Below are 16,909 nucleotides of genomic sequence, written 5' to 3'. Positions count from 1 at the left end.
ATGAGGAAATCACCTTAGTTCCGGCATCGCCGGGAAATCGAGGACCGACGAGAGATCCATCTCCTTGAGCGGTACATAGATGTTTTCTCCCAGTTCGCTGACAAGATTCCCGACCTGTGGATGGCTCGCCAAAATCACCTTGGAAATGGGAATCTGGCTGTACTGCCGATCAAAATTGTCGAGGCTGCGCTGTAACTCAAGTACCAAACGTTCCTGCACAAGCGCCCGTTGATCCGCATCACGCCCGTTCAATTGCCCCGAATTGATCTCGCCGCGCCGCACGGCAACCAGCTCGCCCTGAAAGGTCAGCGTCAGCATCATGCCGGTCTCGTCGATACGGAGAAACGCCAGACCCCGATTCTCGTCTTCCAGCAGGGCCGCCACATTACGTTGTGCCAACTCGGGAATGTCCAGCGCCTCCAGCGGTATCCTGGCTTCCTCAAATGCCCTGACTCGTGCGCGCACTGCCTGCTCTGCGGCGGAGACCACCAGAACGCTCGCCGCCCGCCCTGGTGGCAAGCCCGCTCTTGGAATATCGAGCACGTCGATGCAGGCACTATCAACCTGATAGCTCACAATTTCCTTGAGCACCCAGCGCAAGGCCTCCTTGCGCTCCTCTGCGGGTACCGGCGGTGCCTCAAGCTGCGAAACGGTGTACTCGCCTTCACCCATCAAAGTCGTACAAACATAGGATTTGAGTTGCCGTGTCACACGCAGACGCTGCAAAGCTTCGTGGGTGCCATTCTCAAGGGCGAAAGAGTCGAGCAGCCTGACTTCCGGACGTGAATTCGGTTCGCGCACCACATGCACAAGCGTCACCTCGCCACCCTGCGGAATGATGGCCAACCAGCCTGACTTGCGGCGTGTGAAGGGAAACGGAATAATTTTCTTGCCCTGCAATCGTTTCGTTGAAATATACCGACTAAGCCGTTCAATGACAAGGCGCCACACTATGATATTTGCATATATTGGGGGGCTTATATTCCGTATGGTCATATTCCAGGTTGTCGGCAAGAACTCCGCCCACTCCCCCTCCTGACTCATCTGGGAGGCACAATTTAACCTTCCCGGAAAGATGGCGGTAAGCCCGGATAGGTCAATGTGTTGATGATCGCGGCCCCTGAAGGGCGTCGGTCGCAATACCGGCGTCCATCACCACCAGTGCTCCCGCAGGCGTCCCCAGTTCAGCCAGCATGACAGCCAGCGCGCCGGGCTCTGCGAAGTTGCCGGCTAAGAGAGGTGGCCCCGTTTGGCTGGACAGAAAATCTTCTTTGATAAGTGGATCTCTGCCGGTTGTGGTCAGGAAACCGGTGTTACGCTTGGTTTTGACTTCCCGGGATCTTATGCGAAACCAATAGAGCTTGGTGGAGCTTGTGGGCGAAGGGACGCGCGAAGGCCCAGTGACACCAGCAACATCCGTTCCCCCACACTGGACATCTGCAGTTCTCGTGCGTACTGGCACTGACGATGGGACTCGAGAACCTCATCCGATCCAGTTCGCAGGCAACGCCTGCTCCAGCGCTCCTCACGCCATCACGCATACCAACGCCTTACGCTCAAACCGATCCAACACTTCTTTCCACCTCTTCGTCCCTCCCAAGTCTTCTGCCCAGACGGGAGATTACCGGAGATCCACCAAGACCTTTATAATCCAGGGTCAAACAGAAGGTCCCCAGCGGCTTCCGGACCAAGAAGGGGCCGATACCTACTGCATCATTGATTCGTATCTCGCTACCAGGCACCAGCCTCTTCCTCGCCCTGATCCTCACTTTCCAGGCCAGCCTCTCCTCAGACTCTCCCCGCTTGAGCTTCGTCCTGAACGCCTTGAGTAGTGATCGCCGTGCATGGATTAACGACCGCTTGCGCACTTCGTCGGCGACGACGCCAAGAAAAATTTCCTCGGTCAGACGCTGAGGTCCACCTGCTGTAGACTGCCGACCCCGCCATTTTCCTGCAGGAAGACGCCACTGCTGCGGATCTGCCCAAGGGTTTCGTTGCTGCCGTTACGTAGATCGAAAGGTGTCGCGACGCGGGCCAGGCTGAGTGCGCCGACATCGGCCTCCTTGAGGCTTAGCACCTTGCCACCACCACCTGCATCGGGCGTCCACACCCCGAGCTGGGCATAGGCCGCGTCGTTTTCGTCGATCCAGCCGTTACCATCTCCGTCAAGTGCCGCGAGGTCAGCAAAGCCATCGCCGCTTCTGGTCCCGAAAAGCTCGCTACCGTTGTTGATCTGCCCGTCGTGGTTGCGATCGAGGGTCAGGAAACCGCTACCGGAGGCGAGACGACTGATACTCTCGGCGGTCCCGTTAGCATCGAGATCGAACTTGAAAAGCTGGTCGCTGAGTTGGGCGGCATTGCCCGCAAAATTGATCACCAGGGGATCTTTCTTCTGGCGCGTAGCGTCGCCGAGGAGCACTCTGACATCGCTCTCTTCGTGGTAGCTGCGCGACATCTGAAGCTCCAGGTCAAAGCGGATCTCCTGGCCGTCGGCGGTCTTGATCACCCCGCTGGCAGCGAACGAGGTTTGCTCGAATTCGCTGTGCGACGCGTGGTAGTCGTATTCGACGCCGTAACCTGCTGGCCTTTGCGCTACAGCAACGTGTTCACCCTGGGCAACGCTGGCAACTGGCGCCGCCTCGGCCGGCACCTGCGCCGCAGCCGGTGCATGCAACTCGGCGACATCGAAGACGCGGACGTCTTCCCCGGTCAGCATGCGAACGAGGGCTCGCATCAGCAGCATGCGTGGATCACTCTCGGTCTCGTCGGTACTACCTTCCATTGCATCCGCCTGTGCTGCCGCCCTGCCGGCGTCGGAAAGAGTGACCTGATCTGCGGGAGCACGCGCATCGCCGCGACCCTCGAAGTCCGGCCGCTGAGCACCGACCCACACGCGCATCGATTCGCGGACTTCGGTTTTTTGTGCTGCGACATGCGACGAGAGCAGTTGCATCTCGGAACTGGTGATTTTCATGGTGGCTGCCTGAGTGGATGGAGGTAAACGCTACAACGGCAGACGGGAGGTTATTCTTTAATGTGAAAGTCGTGTCAGCGACTCACCAATCTCCTCTCTCCCTCGCTGGGGGGAAGACGCATAGCCTTATACACAACTCATTCAGCATGAGCAAAAAAGCGATCTAAATCGTTGATTTTTAGATGAAACATGCTCAAACGAGCAGGTTTTTATGCAATTCGGTAACTTATTGTTTCATATCGATATTTATGATGTCAGATGAGTTGTGTATAAGGCTATGGGGAAGACGGGGTTTCCGAGCATCGCTCCCGTCGCTGCAGCCGGCCCGCGATGCAGGGCAAGCCGTGGAAGGGATCGGGGAAAGGGCAAAGTCATGATGACCGTTACCGTGAAAGCCCGCTTTCATCATCGGAGGCGATCGGATTACCCATCATGATGGCTTAGTCGTTTTTCAGTTCAGGTCGACCGCATGGCGTTTGAGATCATCAAGGCCGACGATCAGCAGTGCAGCTTCGTTGGTGGCGTTAAGAACGACGCGCGGCGCCCTGCCGGCATGAAGGGCTTCACGCCAGCGGGCGGCACAGAGGCACCAACGATCGCCGGGGCGCAGGCCGGGAAAGCCAAATTCGGGGCGTGGCGTCGACAGGTCATTGCCATGCGCTTTCGAGAATTCGAGGAATTCGGCAGTCAGCAGCACGCAAACGGTGTGACTGCCGAAATCTTCGTCGCTGGTGTTGCAGCAGCCATCCCGAAAAAATCCGGTCATCGGCTTTTCGCTGCAGGACCCCAGTGGTCCACCGAGAACGTTGCGCTGGCCTCCGCCCATATCGCCGGGTTTCATGTCAACTCGTCGATCCAGGCTTGCTGGATCGCCTCGAGAATTTTCTCGCCACAGTGTCTGGAATCTTCGTCAAAACCGGGCAGGGCGAGCACCCAGTTCATCAGGTCGACGAAGTTGATCTTCAGTGGGTCGACCTCAGGATGCGCTTCCACGAGTTCGACAGCGATATCGTTGATGTCAGTCCATTTCATCGATGCCCCTCCTTGGTCATGTTGATCGAGTAACGCGGGATCTCAATCACCAGCAACGCTGTATTGACGATCACCTGACACGACAGGCGGGAATTCGGTTCGAGACCCCAAGCCTTGTCGAGCAAGTCGTCCTCGACCTCGTCGGAAGGGTCGAGGTCGGCGAAGCCTTCACGCACGATGACATGGCAGGTGGTGCAGGCACACGACATCTCACAGGCGTGCTCGATGGCAATGCCGTTTTCGAGCAGGTTCTGGCAGAGCGACTCGCCCTGCCTAGCGTCGATCACTGCTCCGTCTGGACAGAGTTCGATGTGTGGTAGAACGATGACCTGGGTCATACGGTCTCCCCCGTACTTGCCCCGCCGGACCCACCATCCAGATCGTTGATGTTGCGGCCGGTGAAAGCCTGCCGGATCGATTTGTCCATGCGTCTCGCAGCGAAATTCTGAGTATCGGCTTCGAGTTCGTCGATCGCCAGCATGATCTGACGTCGCTTGTCACCGCGTACCGCCGCCTGCAACCTAGCGATGTCGAGGTCGATGCGAGCCCGTTCGTCGGCGCTCAGCAGATCCCCGTCGCGAGCCAGCGCCGAGCTGACTGCCTGGACCAATCGTTCGGCATCGACCTGCGTTTCCTTGAGCGCACGTTGCAGCGCGTCGTCTCTGACGTGCACCAGAGAGTCCTTGAGCATGCCGGCAATTTCGTCGTCGGACAGTCCGTACGAGGGCTTGACGACGATGCTCGCAGCAACGCCAGAAGTCTTTTCACGGGCGGTCACCGCCAGCAGGCCATCAGCGTCGACCTGAAAAGTGACGCGGATGCGGGCAGCGCCAGCGACCATCGGAGGAATGCCACGCAACTCGAAGCGCGCCAGCGAACGGCAATCGCTGACCAACTCGCGCTCGCCCTGTACGACATGCAGGGCGAGCGCCGTCTGGCCGTCGCGAAAGGTTGTGAATTCCTGCGCGCGCGCCGTCGGAATCGTCGAATTACGGGGAACGATCTTCTCGACCAGACCGCCCATGGTTTCGAGACCCAGCGACAAGGGGATCACATCGAGCAGCAGCCAGTCATCGCCGGCCAGGCCGTTGCCAGCCAGCAGGTTGGCCTGTTTGGCCGCTCCGATGGCGACGACCTTGTCGGGATCGAGATTGTTCAGCGGATCCTGACGGAAAAAGTCACCAACGGCGCGCTGCACCTGCGGCATGCGCGTGGCGCCACCGACCATCACCACGCCCTTGACTTCGGCAACCGACAGACCGGCATCGCGTAACGCCTTCTTCACTGGTTGCATGGTCTTGGCTACCAGTGTCTGGGTGATTTCGGCAAAGATTTCGGTGGTCAGTGTCAGGTCGATCTGCTCGCCACTGTTCAGATGCGCGTTGATCTGGGCAACGCCGTGAAAGGTCAGGTATTCCTTGGCCTCGCGAGCGCGTGTCAGGAGCATCCGGGCATCTTCGACCGACAGGGGTCTGAGCCCGGCGGTTTCGAGGATCCAGCAGAAGATGCGATGGTCGAAATCATCACCACCCAGTGCCGAGTCGCCACCGGTTGCCAGCACCTCGAAGATGCCGCGCGACAGTCTGAGGATCGAGATATCGAAAGTGCCACCGCCGAGGTCATAGACGGCATAGACGCCTTCGGCAGCGTTGTCGAGACCGTAGGCAATCGCTGCTGCGGTCGGCTCGTTGAGCAGGCGCAGCACCGGGAGTTCTGCCAGCCTAGCAGCATCCTTGGTGGCCTGTCGCTGCGCATCGTCGAAGTAGGCGGGAACGGTGATCACCGCACCGAGCAGTACGCCCCCCAGCGATGCTTCGGCACGCCGACGCAGGGTGCGCAGGATCTCGGCCGAGACTTCGACCGGGCTTTTCAGCCCGGCAGCGGTGTGCAATCGCAACATTCCAGGAGCATCGTCAAACAGGTAGGGCATGCCTTCGCGGTTGGCAATGTCCTGCAAGCCGCGGCCCATGAAGCGTTTGACCGAGACGATGGTGTTGCGCGGATCAAGGGCCTGTTTCGCTTGCGCTTCGTAACCGACCTCGCTATGTCCGTCGGGCAGGTAGCGTACCACCGAGGGCAGCAGGGGACGCCCCAGTTCGTCGCCGAGAACGGCCGCCAGGCCACTGCGGACCGTTGCGACCAGTGAGTTGGTCGTGCCGAGGTCGATGCCGATCACCAGCCGGTGCTGGTGCGGCGCCGTGGACTCGCCTGGTTCTGCAATCTGTAACAATGCCATGAAGAAGTTCCTGGTACTTGTGGCGGGTAGTTCGGCGCAGTGGATTGGTTGCTATTCTTCGCAGGCCGCCATCGCTTCGTCGATCTCGGCGAGCAGCTTCTCCAGGAACATCAGTCGCCGCACACGGTCTGCGGTCTGTTCCAGGTCATGCCGATCGTCGAGCAGGACAGCGATTTCCTCGTAGCGTTCGCGCATGTCACGCTGCAGACGATGGTACAAATGCTCAAGTTCGTGGTATTCGCCAGCGGCACGCGCTTCGGCAGCTGCCTCGCGCCATTCCATCTGCTCGATCAGGAAATCTGCCGGCATCAGGGTATTGTTGTCGCTGCCGATATCGTGCGCAGCCAGATGCAGCAAATATTTCGCCCGTGTCAGGGGTTTCTTGAGCGTCTGGTAGGCTTCATTGATCCGCGTCGCCCACTGCAGCGAAAGCCGTCGTTCAGCCTCGCCGGCACTTGCAAAGCGGTCGGGATGCAACTTGGACTGGATTTCTCGGTAGCGATGGTCGAGCAGCGCTGCGTTCAGCCGAAAGGCGACCGGCAACTCGAAGAGGGTGAAGTGATCGGCGTTGAATTCCATTTGTTCCCAGCAGCACAGCTTCACTCAGCTCGGAGTGGTATACGCGACTTTCGCCTGCACCAACCTGCCTGTCGCTCCCCCTCCCATCTTATCTGCGAATTACACGTTGAAACTTTCGCCGCAGCCGCAAGCGTCCTTGACGTTCGGGTTGTTGAAGCGGAATCCTTCGTTCAGGCCCTCTCGCGCGTAGTCGAGTTCGGTCCCGTCAAGATAGGGAAGGCTTTTTGGGTCGATCAGAACCTTGACGCCGTACGATTCAAACTCGATGTCATCCGGTCGCGCGTTATCAGCGAATTCGAGCTTATAGGCCATCCCGGAGCAGCCGCTGGTGCGCACGCCGAGGCGCAGCCCGATGCCTTTGCCGCGCTTGACCATGAAATTAGCAACGTGGCGGGCGGCCCTTTCAGAAAGCGTCACTGCCATGCAAAAACCTCCTGCTGTACTGGTCTGTTAAGCCGGGAACTGCTCGCCATGCTTTTTCTTGTAATCAGCCACCGCCGCCTTGATCGCATCCTCTGCAAGTATCGAGCAGTGGATCTTGACCGGTGGCAGAGCCAGTTCGTCGGCAATCTGAGTGTTCTTGATGTCCAGTGCCTGATCGATGGTCTTGCCCTTGACCCATTCGGTCACCAGCGAAGAAGAAGCAATCGCCGAACCGCAGCCGTAAGTCTTGAACTTGGCGTCTTCGATGACACCGCCCTTGCCAACCTTGATCTGCAGCTTCATCACGTCACCGCAGGCGGGCGCACCGACCATGCCGGTGGCCACGCCCTCCTCTTCCTTGCCGAACGATCCGACGTTACGCGGATTTTCGTAGTGATCCAGAACCTTGACACTATACGACATGCTGTTTCTCCTTCAATACATTCATTCATCAATGAGCGGCCCACTGGACCGTACTGAGGTCGACTCCGTCCTGAACCATTTCCCACAGTGGCGAGAGTTCGCGCAATCTGCCGATCTTCTCGTGCAGGAGCTTGATCGCGTAGTCGACGTCCTCCTCGCTGGTGAAACGGCCAAGCGTGAACCGGATCGAACTGTGCGCGAGTTCGTCATCGCGACCGAGCGCTCGCAGGACATATGACGGTTCGAGAGAGGCAGAAGTACATGCCGACCCGGACGACACGGCGAGATCCTTGATCGCCATCAGCAACGATTCGCCTTCGACGTAGGCGAAGCTGATGTTCAGGTTGTGCGGCACCCGGCGCTCCATGTCGCCATTGACATAGACATGCTCAATGTCCGACAGACCTTTGAGCAGGCGATCACGCAGCATACGGATGCGCTCGTTCTCTGCACCCATCTCCAGGCGTGCCAGGCGAAAAGCCTCACCCATGCCGACGATCTGATGCGTTGCCAGGGTCCCGGAGCGGAAACCACGCTCGTGGCCACCGCCATGCATCTGCGCGTTCAAGCGAACGCGCGGTTTGCGCCGCACGTACAAGGCGCCGATCCCTTTCGGGCCGTAGGTCTTGTGCGCCGAGAAGCTCATCAGATCGACCTTGAGCGCCGCGAGATCGATTGCCACTTTGCCGGTCGCCTGCGCCGCATCGACATGCAAGATGATTCCCCTGCTGCGGCAGATCTCGCCAATCTCGCTGATCGGCTGGATGACGCCAATTTCGTTATTGACGAACATCACCGAGGCGACGATCGTATCCGGGCGTAGTGCCGCCTTGAACACATCGAGGTCGAGCAGACCGTCGTTCCTAACGTCGAGGTAGCTGACTTCAAAACCCTGCCGCTCGAGTTCGCGGCAGGTATCGAGAACGGCCTTGTGCTCGGTCTTGACCGTCACCAGATGCTTGCCCTTGCCGGAGTAGAAATGCGCCGCTCCCTTGAGCGCCAGATTGTTCGACTCGGTCGCACCGGAGGTCCAGACAATTTCCTTGGGGTCGGCATTGACCAGTCTGGCCACTTCTGCACGCGCTTCTTCGACCGCAGCCTCGGCTTCCCAGCCGAAAGAATGTGAGCGAGAAGCTGCGTTGCCGAATTTCTCGAACAGATAAGGGATCATCTTTTCCGCCACGCGCGGATCAACCGGCGTCGTGGCGGAATAATCGAGATAGATAGGCAGTTTCAGCATTGCTCTTGCTCCGGGTTATTCATGTTTCTTGCAGATCTTCAGTTCGTCGTCTGGCGCGCTCAGGCGGTCATTGCGGTCAGCCGCCGCAAGCCGGCGACAGTGGCCCGCAGGGTTTCCAGAAAACCGGCGACATGTTCCTTGCGGTTGCCGGCACCAAGACTGATGCGCACCGCGCCGCGGGCCAGCTCGGGATCGACCCCCATCGCCCGCAGCACATGCGAGGGCTCGGGGTTGGCACTTGAACAGGCCGCGCCGCTGGCAACTGCGTAGCCGGCGCGGTCCAGGTGTCCGACCAGCGTTTCACCATCAAGTTCAGGAAACGAAAAATAAACGGTGTTCGGCAGGCGCTCGGCGGCCTGGCCAAAGAGTGTCGCGCCGAGGGCGATGAGACCGGCTTCAAGCCGCCTGCGCATTTCGAGCAGAGGCTTCGCCAGCTTGGCTTGTCGCTCTGCAGCCAGGGTACAGGCGACGCCGAAACCGACGATTGCCGCAACATTCTCGGTCCCCGAACGTAGTCCGCGTTCTTGACCACCGCCGGCAATCAGTGGCTCCAGTTCGACGCGTTTATCGAGCACCAGCGCTGCCGCACCCTTGGGACCGCCGATCTTGTGTGCCGACAAGGTTAGCGCATGCACTCCAGCGGCATTGAGACGACGGAAATCGACGGCCAGCTTGCCGACCGCCTGCACCGCATCGGTGTGAAACCAGGCGCCGGCCATGCGCGCGTGCTCGGCGAGTGGTTCGAGATCCTGCAATACACCGGTTTCGTTGTTGGCCAGCATTACCGAAACGATCTTCGGTTTTCGGGTCATTATCATCGCAAAGTTGTTGATATCGACCCGTCCGTTGGCGTCAACCGCCAGTTTTTCGAGTGTCCAGCCACGTTTGCACAATTGTTCGGCCGGCTTGATCACACAGGGGTGCTCAATCGCGCTGACGGCCAGCAGACCAGGCTTCAGACAAGCTGCGGCACCCTTGATCAACAGATTGTTGGCTTCCGAACCGCCACTGGCAAACACCACTTCGCTCGCATGCGCACCGACTGCCGCAGCAACCTGGCTGCGCGCCTCGTCGATCGCCCACCGTGCCGCACGCCCATACTCGTGCCGGCTCGAGGCATTGCCGAACTGCCCCGAAAGATAGGGCAGCATCGCCTCGAGCACCTCCGGATCGGGCGGAGTACTGGCATTGTGGTCGAGATACACGGGCGCGAACATGGCGATCGACGCTTAGCTTTCAAGGGCAACGGCCTTGACACGTGCCCGCGGCCTGCTCCGGCGCGCATCATGGACAACGGCGACCTTGCCACCGGTTCTCTGGAGTTGTTGATTGACGAGCTCGGCTAGCGTCACCGAACTGAGAAACTCGTACATTTTGTCGTTGAGCGTCGACCATAACTCGTGCGTCATGCAGCGCTCATCGTCGCGGCAGTTCTCGCGGCCACCGCATTGCGTCGCATCGAGTGGTTCATCGACGGCACGGATGATGTCGGTAACCGTCATCTCGCTGGTTGGTCGCGCCAGACAGTAGCCGCCACCGGGGCCGCGCACGCTGTCGACGAGGCCATAGCGGCGCAGCTTGCCGAACAGCTGCTCGAGATAGGAAAGGGAAATCTTCTGGCGATCGCTGATTCCGGCCAGAGACACCGGACCTTCGCTGCAGCGCAGTGCCAAGTCGATCATCGCAGTGACTGCGAAACGTCCTTTGGTAGTTAGTCGCATGGCTCCTCCACGGATATTAGTAGTTGATCAAGTTATTAGACTATAGTGACAACTCGGTAATTAGTCAACTATTTTACTCAGGTATTTAGGGTCAAAATGGTCAGTCGTGACCAAGTCGTCCTTGACCTCGACGCCGGCCTCGTCAAGTTTCCTGAGCAGTAGTTCAAAACGCCGGTCAACCTCGACCGCATGGTCGAGAAGTCCATGAATCGCCTTGGCCAGCGGGTCATCCTGATCGCCAGCCAGGGCATAAGCCGAGAAACCCAGCTGCCCGGCCATCTGCTCACGCTTCTCGGCCTGCACGCTGTCGATGATGCGCGCCGGATTGCCCACTGCAGTGGCTCCTGGCGGCACGCTCTTGATCACCACAGCATTCGAACCGACCTTGGCCGACGCACCGACGGTGATCGGTCCGAGCACCTTGGCGCCAGCTCCGATGACCACGCCATTTTCCAGCGTCGGATGCCGCCTGCCCTTGTTCCATGAAGTGCCGCCGAGGGTGACGCCGTGGTAGAGCGTGACATCGTCGCCAATGATGGCGGTCTCGCCGATCACCACGCCCATCCCGTGATCGATGAACAGACGCCGGCCGATCGTCGCTCCGGGGTGGATTTCAATGCCGGTGAAGAAACGACCGAGATGCGAAACTGCGCGGCCCAGCCAGTGCAATTGATGCGTCCACAGCCAGTGCGCCAAACGATGTGAGGCCATCGCATGCACCCCGGGATAACAGGTCAGCACCTCCCAGAAGGTCCGGGCAGCAGGGTCACGATCGAATACCGATTGAATGTCTTCTCGCAGGCGGCTGAACATGAAAGGAAAATCCTTCAGCGAAAATCCTTGTGGGAAGTAACTCATCATACAATAACCAACCATTATGATCCACTATTATCCACGGTGTCGCTTGTACCGCTGGCCATTCTGCGCTTTCCGGCGACCTGCCTTTCGACCGCGTCGAGCAATCCGCGCAGAATGTTGATCTCGTCGCACTCGAGCTCGGCACGTCCGAACAGGCGACGCAGCTTGGGAAGCAACCGCCGTGGTCGCCGCGGGTCGAGAAAACCGCTGCTCACCATGACCCGTTCAAGATGCTCGAAAAACCGCTGCACATCCTGGTGGCTTGCCGGTGGCGAAGCAAAAGGCACCGTTTTGCTGAGTACCGGTGGATGGCCATCGAAAGCCGCCAGGCGCAACTCGTAACACAGCAGTTGCACCGCTGCAGCCAGATTGAGTGAAGTGTACTCTGGGTTCGCGGGGATGAAGACTGTACGCTGACAGCGCTGTACCTCGGCGTTCGACAGCCCGGCAGTCTCGTTGCCAAACAATAGCGCTACCTCGCCCTCGTCGGCCCTGGCGAGAATCTCTGCCGCAGCCAGGCGCGCCGGCAATGGCGGTGGCCCGAGGTTACGCTGCCGCGCCGAGATTGCGCAAGCAAATACGCAATCGGCCAGGGCTGCATCAACGCTCGTACACACCTCGGCCGTCACGAGAAGGCTTTCGGCCCCGGCGGCGCGGGCCAGCGCCTGGTCATCGGGAAAGTGCTTCGGATTGACCAGCAGCAGGCGCGATAGACCCATCGTCTTCATCGCGCGCGCGGCGGCGCCTATGTTGCCGGGATGACTGGTATGCGACAGGACGACGCGGACCCGGTCGAGCGGCGAGCTCGAAGATTGAGACCTGGCAGGCCGGTTCATATTAGAATCGAAGCTCTCCCACAGCAATCAGTCCGCACCCGCCGGGTTCCTTAAAATTCATCCATGCATCCAGCTCTCAACATCCTCATCAAGGCGGCTCGCCGCGCCAGCCAGATCATCAATCGTGCCTCACTGGATCTCGAGCACCTACAGGTCGCCACCAAGCGTCAGAGCGATTTCGTCACGGAAGTGGATAAGACCGCCGAAGCGGCGATCATCGAGGTGCTGCGCGAGGCATATCCAGAGTATGGCATTCTAGCAGAAGAGTCCGGTCAAACCGCCGGCAGCACTGGCACCAGCGAGTATCAGTGGATCATCGATCCGCTTGACGGCACCACCAATTTCATTCACGGTCTTCCTCAATACGCGGTCTCGATTGCACTCGCTCACCGCGGCCAGATCACCCAGTCGGTGGTATATGACACGGTCAGGAACGAGATGTTCACTGCCAGCAAGGGCGCTGGCGCCTTCCTCAACGAACGCCGCATCCGTGTCAGCAAGTGCGTCAGGCTCGAAGACGCGTTGATTGGCACCGGCTTCCCTTACCGCATCTACGACCACATCGACGCTTACTTGGCGATCTTCAAGGAACTGGCGCGAAAATCTGCCGGCCTCCGCCGCCCCGGCGCCGCTTCTCTCGATCTGGCCTATGTGGCCTGCGGTCGTTTCGACGGCTTCTGGGAATTCGGCTTGTCGCCCTGGGACATCGCCGGTGGCGCGCTGTTGATTTCCGAGGCCGGCGGCTTGATCAGTGATCTTGCAGGCAACGAAAGCTACCTGCAAACCGGCAACCTGGTCGCTGGTACGCCCAAAGTCTTTGCTCAATTGTTGCAAGTGATCGACAATCATCGGACGGCGGGGCTGGCGGCGTGAATGGGCGGGAATACCGTTGACTACGGTGTCCGCCTGCCGTCAGAGTTCGAGTTCCGCGATCAGCGGCGCGTGATCCGAACAGCGAGCCCAGGACAGACCCTTGGGGACCTGCATTTCGAGTATCTGGAAGCCGCGCACGTAGATGCGATCGAGCGTCAGCCACGGGGCAAAACTCGGAAATGTGCGCGCCACTCCAGCCTGCGTATCACTAGCGGTGCGCCAGGGCAGCAACCAGTCGAGAACCCCACGGTCAGGGGTTTCCGACCTGGCTGCCTCACCCACTTCATCGACACCCAGCCGGTCGCGAAGCAGACTATCGACTCGCTGTTGCCAGTCATTGAAGTCGCCGGCAATGATCAGCGGCGCCTTAATGGGTACTTCACGCTGCACGAAATCGGCCAGAAAAGTGGCCTGCCGCAGGCGGCTACGCTTGATCAGGCCGAAATGGACGCAGATCAGGTGCACCTCACGGCCCTTGCCGCGGCCAAAACGCACCACGGCGTGCAACAGGCCGCGTTTTTCCAGGATATGGTCGGAGATATCGTGGTTAGTGAAGTCTACAATCCGATGGCGCGAGAGGATGGCATTCCCGTGATGCCCATGCGGATAAACGGCATTCATGCCATAGGCACGGTGCGCGTAAGTGCCGGTGGCCAGAAAATCGAGCTGCGTACCCGATAATGGGTAGCCAGGCTGACGAGCGAGCCGTTCGTTGCGGTCCTGCACTTCCTGCAGGAAAACGATGTCGGCGTCGATGGCGTCGAGCGCCATGCGTACGTCGTGGATGCGCGGTCGCCCGCGGATACCAGTGACACCCTTATGGATATTGTAGGTAGCAACTCGTAGCCTCATGGCATAGCCTGGCAGGCGGCTGGCTGATGCTTCACGGCAGGCGTTCGAAGTAGCGATCGATCAGGGTCGGATCATCGAAATGGCGGCGCCCGACGAAAGCCGTCGCATGTCGCCCCCATTGCCGCATCTGCCCGGCGCTGACCACCCCCATCGGCCAGAAGTAAAAGCGTTCGAGCCGCTCGCTGCCGTCGATCAGCCCATCTGGAGTGAAAGCGCTGCGGCTGCCGCCGTCAGGCAGGGGTAGCGCACGCAGCTCGTCGTCGTCGCGCAGCACGAGTGCGACGCTGTGATCCTGTCGCGCGACGTCGATTTCGACTCGCTGCAGATAGTGCGTGCCAGCTGCAAGTTTCAGCACGACGCGCTCGTGCGTCGCCGGCGAGCGTAGCGTTTGGGGGGCAAACAGGTTTTCATCGATGCTCTCGGTTTGCGGTCGCGCCTGTACCTGCTCGGTCGGAATGAACAGATGATAGCAGCCACAGGGATGAATCGTGTCATAGACCAAGGGGGTGCCGTCCTCGGCCAGGGTGACGCGCCACATCAGGCCATCGAGCCGCCCGGCCAAAACGTCGTAGGCATGCACCGGTGGGCGTGCCGAAAACCAAACAGTGTATATCAGTTGTAGCAACCAGCGCCCACCGAAATGTGCGTGGCTAGTGCGCACGTACAGAACCGGCTGGTTGAGGCCAACGTCGATCCGCGGCCGGCCATCATAACCGATCCGCCAGACCAGTGCGCCGGGGTGATCGGCCTCGCTCGCCGTGGCAATGTCGAGTTGCGGGGCGTGGAGAAGGATCAGTCTGGTCAGTGTCTGTCGAGTGAGCACCGGCAGGCCAAGTTCGGGCAAATTGAGCAGTGTCGGCATGGTGGCCAGAGATTCGCTGACGGTGTAGCGCCGACGCATGGCGGCAAACGGGTCAGTCTCGGCCTGTGCGGCAAACTCTGCCAGCGTGTCGCGCTGCCAGCTCCGGATGCCGGCAGCGAAAGTGTAGCGTGTCAGCGGATAGAGGCCCAGCGCACGCATCCCGATCGAGTAGTCGTCGGGCACCTGGATTGCTTCAAGCAACGCCGGCAGCTCGTTCTGATCGACCCATGCCAGCAGTTGCCGGCAAGAGGCTAGCGCGTCGGTAAAGGCAGTAGCGTCGTGACTGGCATTGCCAAGTTCAATCCGCCGAGCGGCCGCATCCAGCACCGCCAGCGCGACGCTCCAGGCTTGTGCCTGAGGCGCGGTCAAGTCGCTCTGCACTGCCATCTGGGCAAGTACACGATCGACCCGTCGATAGGGAAATCCTGGCACGCGTGGCGCCTGCGCATCACGTGTGCCTGCCTCGTCGATCAGTCGGTCGCTTACCTGGAAAAGCCGCGCGCAATCCCCCACGGCATCGTCCTGCTGCAGGCGCAGTGCGACCGGCGCGTATCCGTAGGGGTCAGTACTTGCACAACCGATAAGCAGGCCGCAGCACAGAGCAATGATGAGACTGTTCATCATTCGGCTTGCTCCGCAGCGACCAGCAGCGCCTGTCGCCGCTCGATCTCGCGCAGCATCGCCTCGAACTGCGCACGCATCGTGCCGCGCACGGCGGCAACGCCAAACAGCGGGCCGATCACCACGGGCAGCGGTCGCGTCAGTTCGAACTGCGCGTCGTAGTCCAGCCGCACCCCGGCACGCTGCGCCAGGCGGACCACGCTCAGCGTGTAACGGCCGCTGAAACTGCGCAGCGTCGGCTCACCCGCGTCCAGGGGACTCGCATCCATGCGCGCCAGCACCATCGTGTAGGGAAGGTGCTGAACCGCCAGGCGGACCCGTACCGGCAGATCGATAAACAATACCGAGAACACGCCGACCTGCTCGATACTGAGCTGGTTTCCTGTACGTGCGAGAACGCGTGCGCGCGTCACACCAGGAATAAACTCGCGCAGGCGCTCATAGTCGGTCAGCGTTTCCCAAACCACACGCTGATCGGCGGCCAACTGCGCGCTGGCTCGCACGCTGTAGATTTCGCCGTCGAGCGACACCTCGACGCGGGCCGCTGCGCCGCCGGTTGCATCGCTCTGCGCCATGGCATCGCAAGCGATCATCAGTGACATCAGAGCCACCAGCGCACTCGGCAAGAAGGGCCGCACAGCTGGACGCAGCGGCGCGGCGAGTGGTCGTCTGGTATACTGCGCAGTCTTGGCAGACATCCCTCTACGACCGTCGAACATGAAATATCAGATCATCCCGGTGACTCCCTTCGAGCAGAACTGCAGCCTGCTCTGGTGCGAGCAAACCAGACGCGGTGCCGTCGTAGACCCGGGTGGTGATGTATCGCGTATCCTGCGAGCAGTTGCGGCTAACGGCGTCGAGCTGGAGAAAATTCTCGTCACGCACGGTCACATCGACCACGCCGGCGCCGTCGCTGATTTGGCGGATCGTTTGTCCTTGCCGATCGAAGGACCGCAGCGCGAAGACCAGTTCTGGATTGACGGCATGCCGGTGCAGAGCAGGATGTTCGGCTTTGCCAACGTGCGTGCCTTCACTCCTGACCGCTGGCTCGTCCAGGGCGACAAGGTATCGTTCGGCAAGGTCGAAATGGATGTCCTGCATTGTCCTGGCCACACGCCTGGGCACGTGGTTTTCTTTTACCCGCCGGGCCGCTTGGCGATCGTTGGCGACGTGCTGTTCCAGGGGTCGATTGGCCGTACCGATTTTCCGAAAGGCGATTTTGATACGCTGATTTCTTCGATCCGCAACCGGCTCTGGCCGCTCGGCGACGATGTCGCCTTCATCCCTGGTCATGGACCGATGTCGACTTTCGGAGCCGAGAGACGCAGCAATCCTTTCTGCGGAGACTAACGATCCGATCAGTTCTCCGGACGTTGGCG

At 60.0% G+C, this 16,909-nt stretch carries 19 protein-coding genes and 1 pseudogene; 2 read left to right on the top strand and 18 right to left on the bottom strand.

Annotation, left to right across the window (positions count from 1 at the left end; all coding sequences use genetic code 11):
• Positions 1 to 9: 9 nt before the first annotated feature.
• The 15 genes and pseudogenes from AW06_RS03495 to AW06_RS03430 form a co-directional block, all read right to left on the bottom strand.
• Positions 10 to 951, bottom strand: a complete 942-nt coding sequence (locus AW06_RS03495; protein WP_273704348.1) for an agglutinin biogenesis protein MshI — start codon at positions 949 to 951, stop codon at positions 10 to 12.
• A 429-nt stretch (positions 952 to 1,380) separates the two neighbouring features.
• Positions 1,381 to 1,519, bottom strand: a pseudogene (locus AW06_RS19815) (IS4 family transposase); the annotation flags it as partial.
• 384 nt (positions 1,520 to 1,903) lie between these two features.
• Entirely contained in the window at positions 1,904 to 2,974 is a 1,071-nt protein-coding gene (locus AW06_RS03490; RefSeq protein ID WP_034945630.1) for a hypothetical protein, read from the bottom strand.
• Positions 2,975 to 3,425: 451 nt separating this feature from the next.
• Entirely contained in the window at positions 3,426 to 3,815 is a 390-nt protein-coding gene (locus AW06_RS03485) for a DUF2237 domain-containing protein (protein ID WP_034945627.1), read from the bottom strand.
• A complete protein-coding gene (gene iscX / locus AW06_RS03480) occupies positions 3,812 to 4,006 on the bottom strand; it encodes a Fe-S cluster assembly protein IscX (RefSeq protein ID WP_034945624.1) in 195 nt (64 codons plus the stop codon). The genes AW06_RS03485 and iscX overlap by 4 nt, the downstream gene beginning before the upstream one ends.
• Positions 4,003 to 4,344 (bottom strand): ISC system 2Fe-2S type ferredoxin, encoded by a 342-nt coding sequence (fdx, locus tag AW06_RS03475; RefSeq protein ID WP_034945621.1) that lies wholly within the window; start codon positions 4,342 to 4,344, stop codon positions 4,003 to 4,005. The genes iscX and fdx overlap by 4 nt, the downstream gene beginning before the upstream one ends.
• Complete coding sequence (gene hscA, locus AW06_RS03470; RefSeq protein ID WP_034945618.1) at positions 4,341 to 6,242, bottom strand: Fe-S protein assembly chaperone HscA; 1,902 nt, start codon at positions 6,240 to 6,242, stop codon at positions 4,341 to 4,343. The genes fdx and hscA overlap by 4 nt, the downstream gene beginning before the upstream one ends.
• A 51-nt stretch (positions 6,243 to 6,293) precedes the next feature.
• Positions 6,294 to 6,821, bottom strand: coding sequence for a Fe-S protein assembly co-chaperone HscB (gene hscB / locus AW06_RS03465; protein WP_034945616.1), 528 nt, complete (start codon positions 6,819 to 6,821; stop codon positions 6,294 to 6,296).
• 99 nt (positions 6,822 to 6,920) lie between these two features.
• Positions 6,921 to 7,244: an iron-sulfur cluster assembly protein IscA gene (iscA, locus tag AW06_RS03460; protein WP_034945614.1), complete on the bottom strand. Its 324-nt coding sequence runs from the start codon at positions 7,242 to 7,244 to the stop codon at positions 6,921 to 6,923.
• 27 nt (positions 7,245 to 7,271) lie between these two features.
• Positions 7,272 to 7,667 (bottom strand): Fe-S cluster assembly scaffold IscU, encoded by a 396-nt coding sequence (gene iscU / locus AW06_RS03455; protein WP_034945612.1) that lies wholly within the window; start codon positions 7,665 to 7,667, stop codon positions 7,272 to 7,274.
• Between the two features lie 28 nt (positions 7,668 to 7,695).
• Positions 7,696 to 8,907: an IscS subfamily cysteine desulfurase gene (locus tag AW06_RS03450; protein WP_034945610.1), complete on the bottom strand. Its 1,212-nt coding sequence runs from the start codon at positions 8,905 to 8,907 to the stop codon at positions 7,696 to 7,698.
• Between the two features lie 59 nt (positions 8,908 to 8,966).
• Entirely contained in the window at positions 8,967 to 10,124 is a 1,158-nt protein-coding gene (locus AW06_RS03445; RefSeq protein ID WP_034945607.1) for a cysteine desulfurase family protein, read from the bottom strand.
• Positions 10,125 to 10,136: 12 nt separating this feature from the next.
• Positions 10,137 to 10,628 carry a Fe-S cluster assembly transcriptional regulator IscR gene (iscR, locus tag AW06_RS03440; RefSeq protein ID WP_034945604.1) on the bottom strand — a complete coding sequence of 164 codons (492 nt, stop codon included), beginning with the start codon at positions 10,626 to 10,628 and terminating at the stop codon, positions 10,137 to 10,139.
• Between the two features lie 60 nt (positions 10,629 to 10,688).
• Positions 10,689 to 11,441 carry a serine O-acetyltransferase gene (gene cysE, locus AW06_RS03435; protein ID WP_034945664.1) on the bottom strand — a complete coding sequence of 251 codons (753 nt, stop codon included), beginning with the start codon at positions 11,439 to 11,441 and terminating at the stop codon, positions 10,689 to 10,691.
• A gap of 62 nt (positions 11,442 to 11,503) precedes the next feature.
• Positions 11,504 to 12,322: an RNA methyltransferase gene (locus tag AW06_RS03430; protein ID WP_034945601.1), complete on the bottom strand. Its 819-nt coding sequence runs from the start codon at positions 12,320 to 12,322 to the stop codon at positions 11,504 to 11,506.
• A gap of 63 nt (positions 12,323 to 12,385) precedes the next feature.
• Between AW06_RS03430 and AW06_RS03425 the strand changes: the two genes are divergently transcribed.
• Positions 12,386 to 13,195, top strand: coding sequence for an inositol monophosphatase family protein (locus AW06_RS03425; protein ID WP_034945598.1), 810 nt, complete (start codon positions 12,386 to 12,388; stop codon positions 13,193 to 13,195).
• Between the two features lie 39 nt (positions 13,196 to 13,234).
• Here AW06_RS03425 and AW06_RS03420 read toward each other — a convergent pair whose 3' ends face one another.
• Genes AW06_RS03420 through AW06_RS19810 form a run of 3 tightly spaced genes read right to left on the bottom strand, consistent with a single transcriptional unit; the run spans position 13,235 to position 16,132 of the window.
• The gene (locus AW06_RS03420; RefSeq protein WP_034945596.1) at positions 13,235 to 14,047 is read right to left on the bottom strand and encodes an endonuclease/exonuclease/phosphatase family protein; all 813 of its coding nucleotides are present in this window, start codon (positions 14,045 to 14,047) and stop codon (positions 13,235 to 13,237) included.
• A 31-nt stretch (positions 14,048 to 14,078) separates the two neighbouring features.
• Positions 14,079 to 15,533: a hypothetical protein gene (locus tag AW06_RS03415; RefSeq protein WP_034945594.1), complete on the bottom strand. Its 1,455-nt coding sequence runs from the start codon at positions 15,531 to 15,533 to the stop codon at positions 14,079 to 14,081.
• Positions 15,530 to 16,132 carry an SRPBCC family protein gene (locus tag AW06_RS19810; protein ID WP_273704347.1) on the bottom strand — a complete coding sequence of 201 codons (603 nt, stop codon included), beginning with the start codon at positions 16,130 to 16,132 and terminating at the stop codon, positions 15,530 to 15,532. The genes AW06_RS03415 and AW06_RS19810 overlap by 4 nt, the downstream gene beginning before the upstream one ends.
• Before the next feature lie 115 nt (positions 16,133 to 16,247).
• Here AW06_RS19810 and AW06_RS03405 point away from each other — a divergent pair, with 115 nt between their 5' ends.
• Positions 16,248 to 16,880, top strand: a complete 633-nt coding sequence (locus AW06_RS03405) for an MBL fold metallo-hydrolase (protein WP_034945592.1) — start codon at positions 16,248 to 16,250, stop codon at positions 16,878 to 16,880.
• Positions 16,881 to 16,909: the final 29 nt, after the last annotated feature.

It is taken from the genome of Candidatus Accumulibacter cognatus (assembly GCF_000584975.1).
GTDB classification, from domain to species: domain Bacteria; phylum Pseudomonadota; class Gammaproteobacteria; order Burkholderiales; family Rhodocyclaceae; genus Accumulibacter; species Accumulibacter cognatus.
The sequence above is the reverse complement of the archived record's forward strand: the minus strand, read 5'-3'. Positions and strand labels throughout refer to the sequence as shown.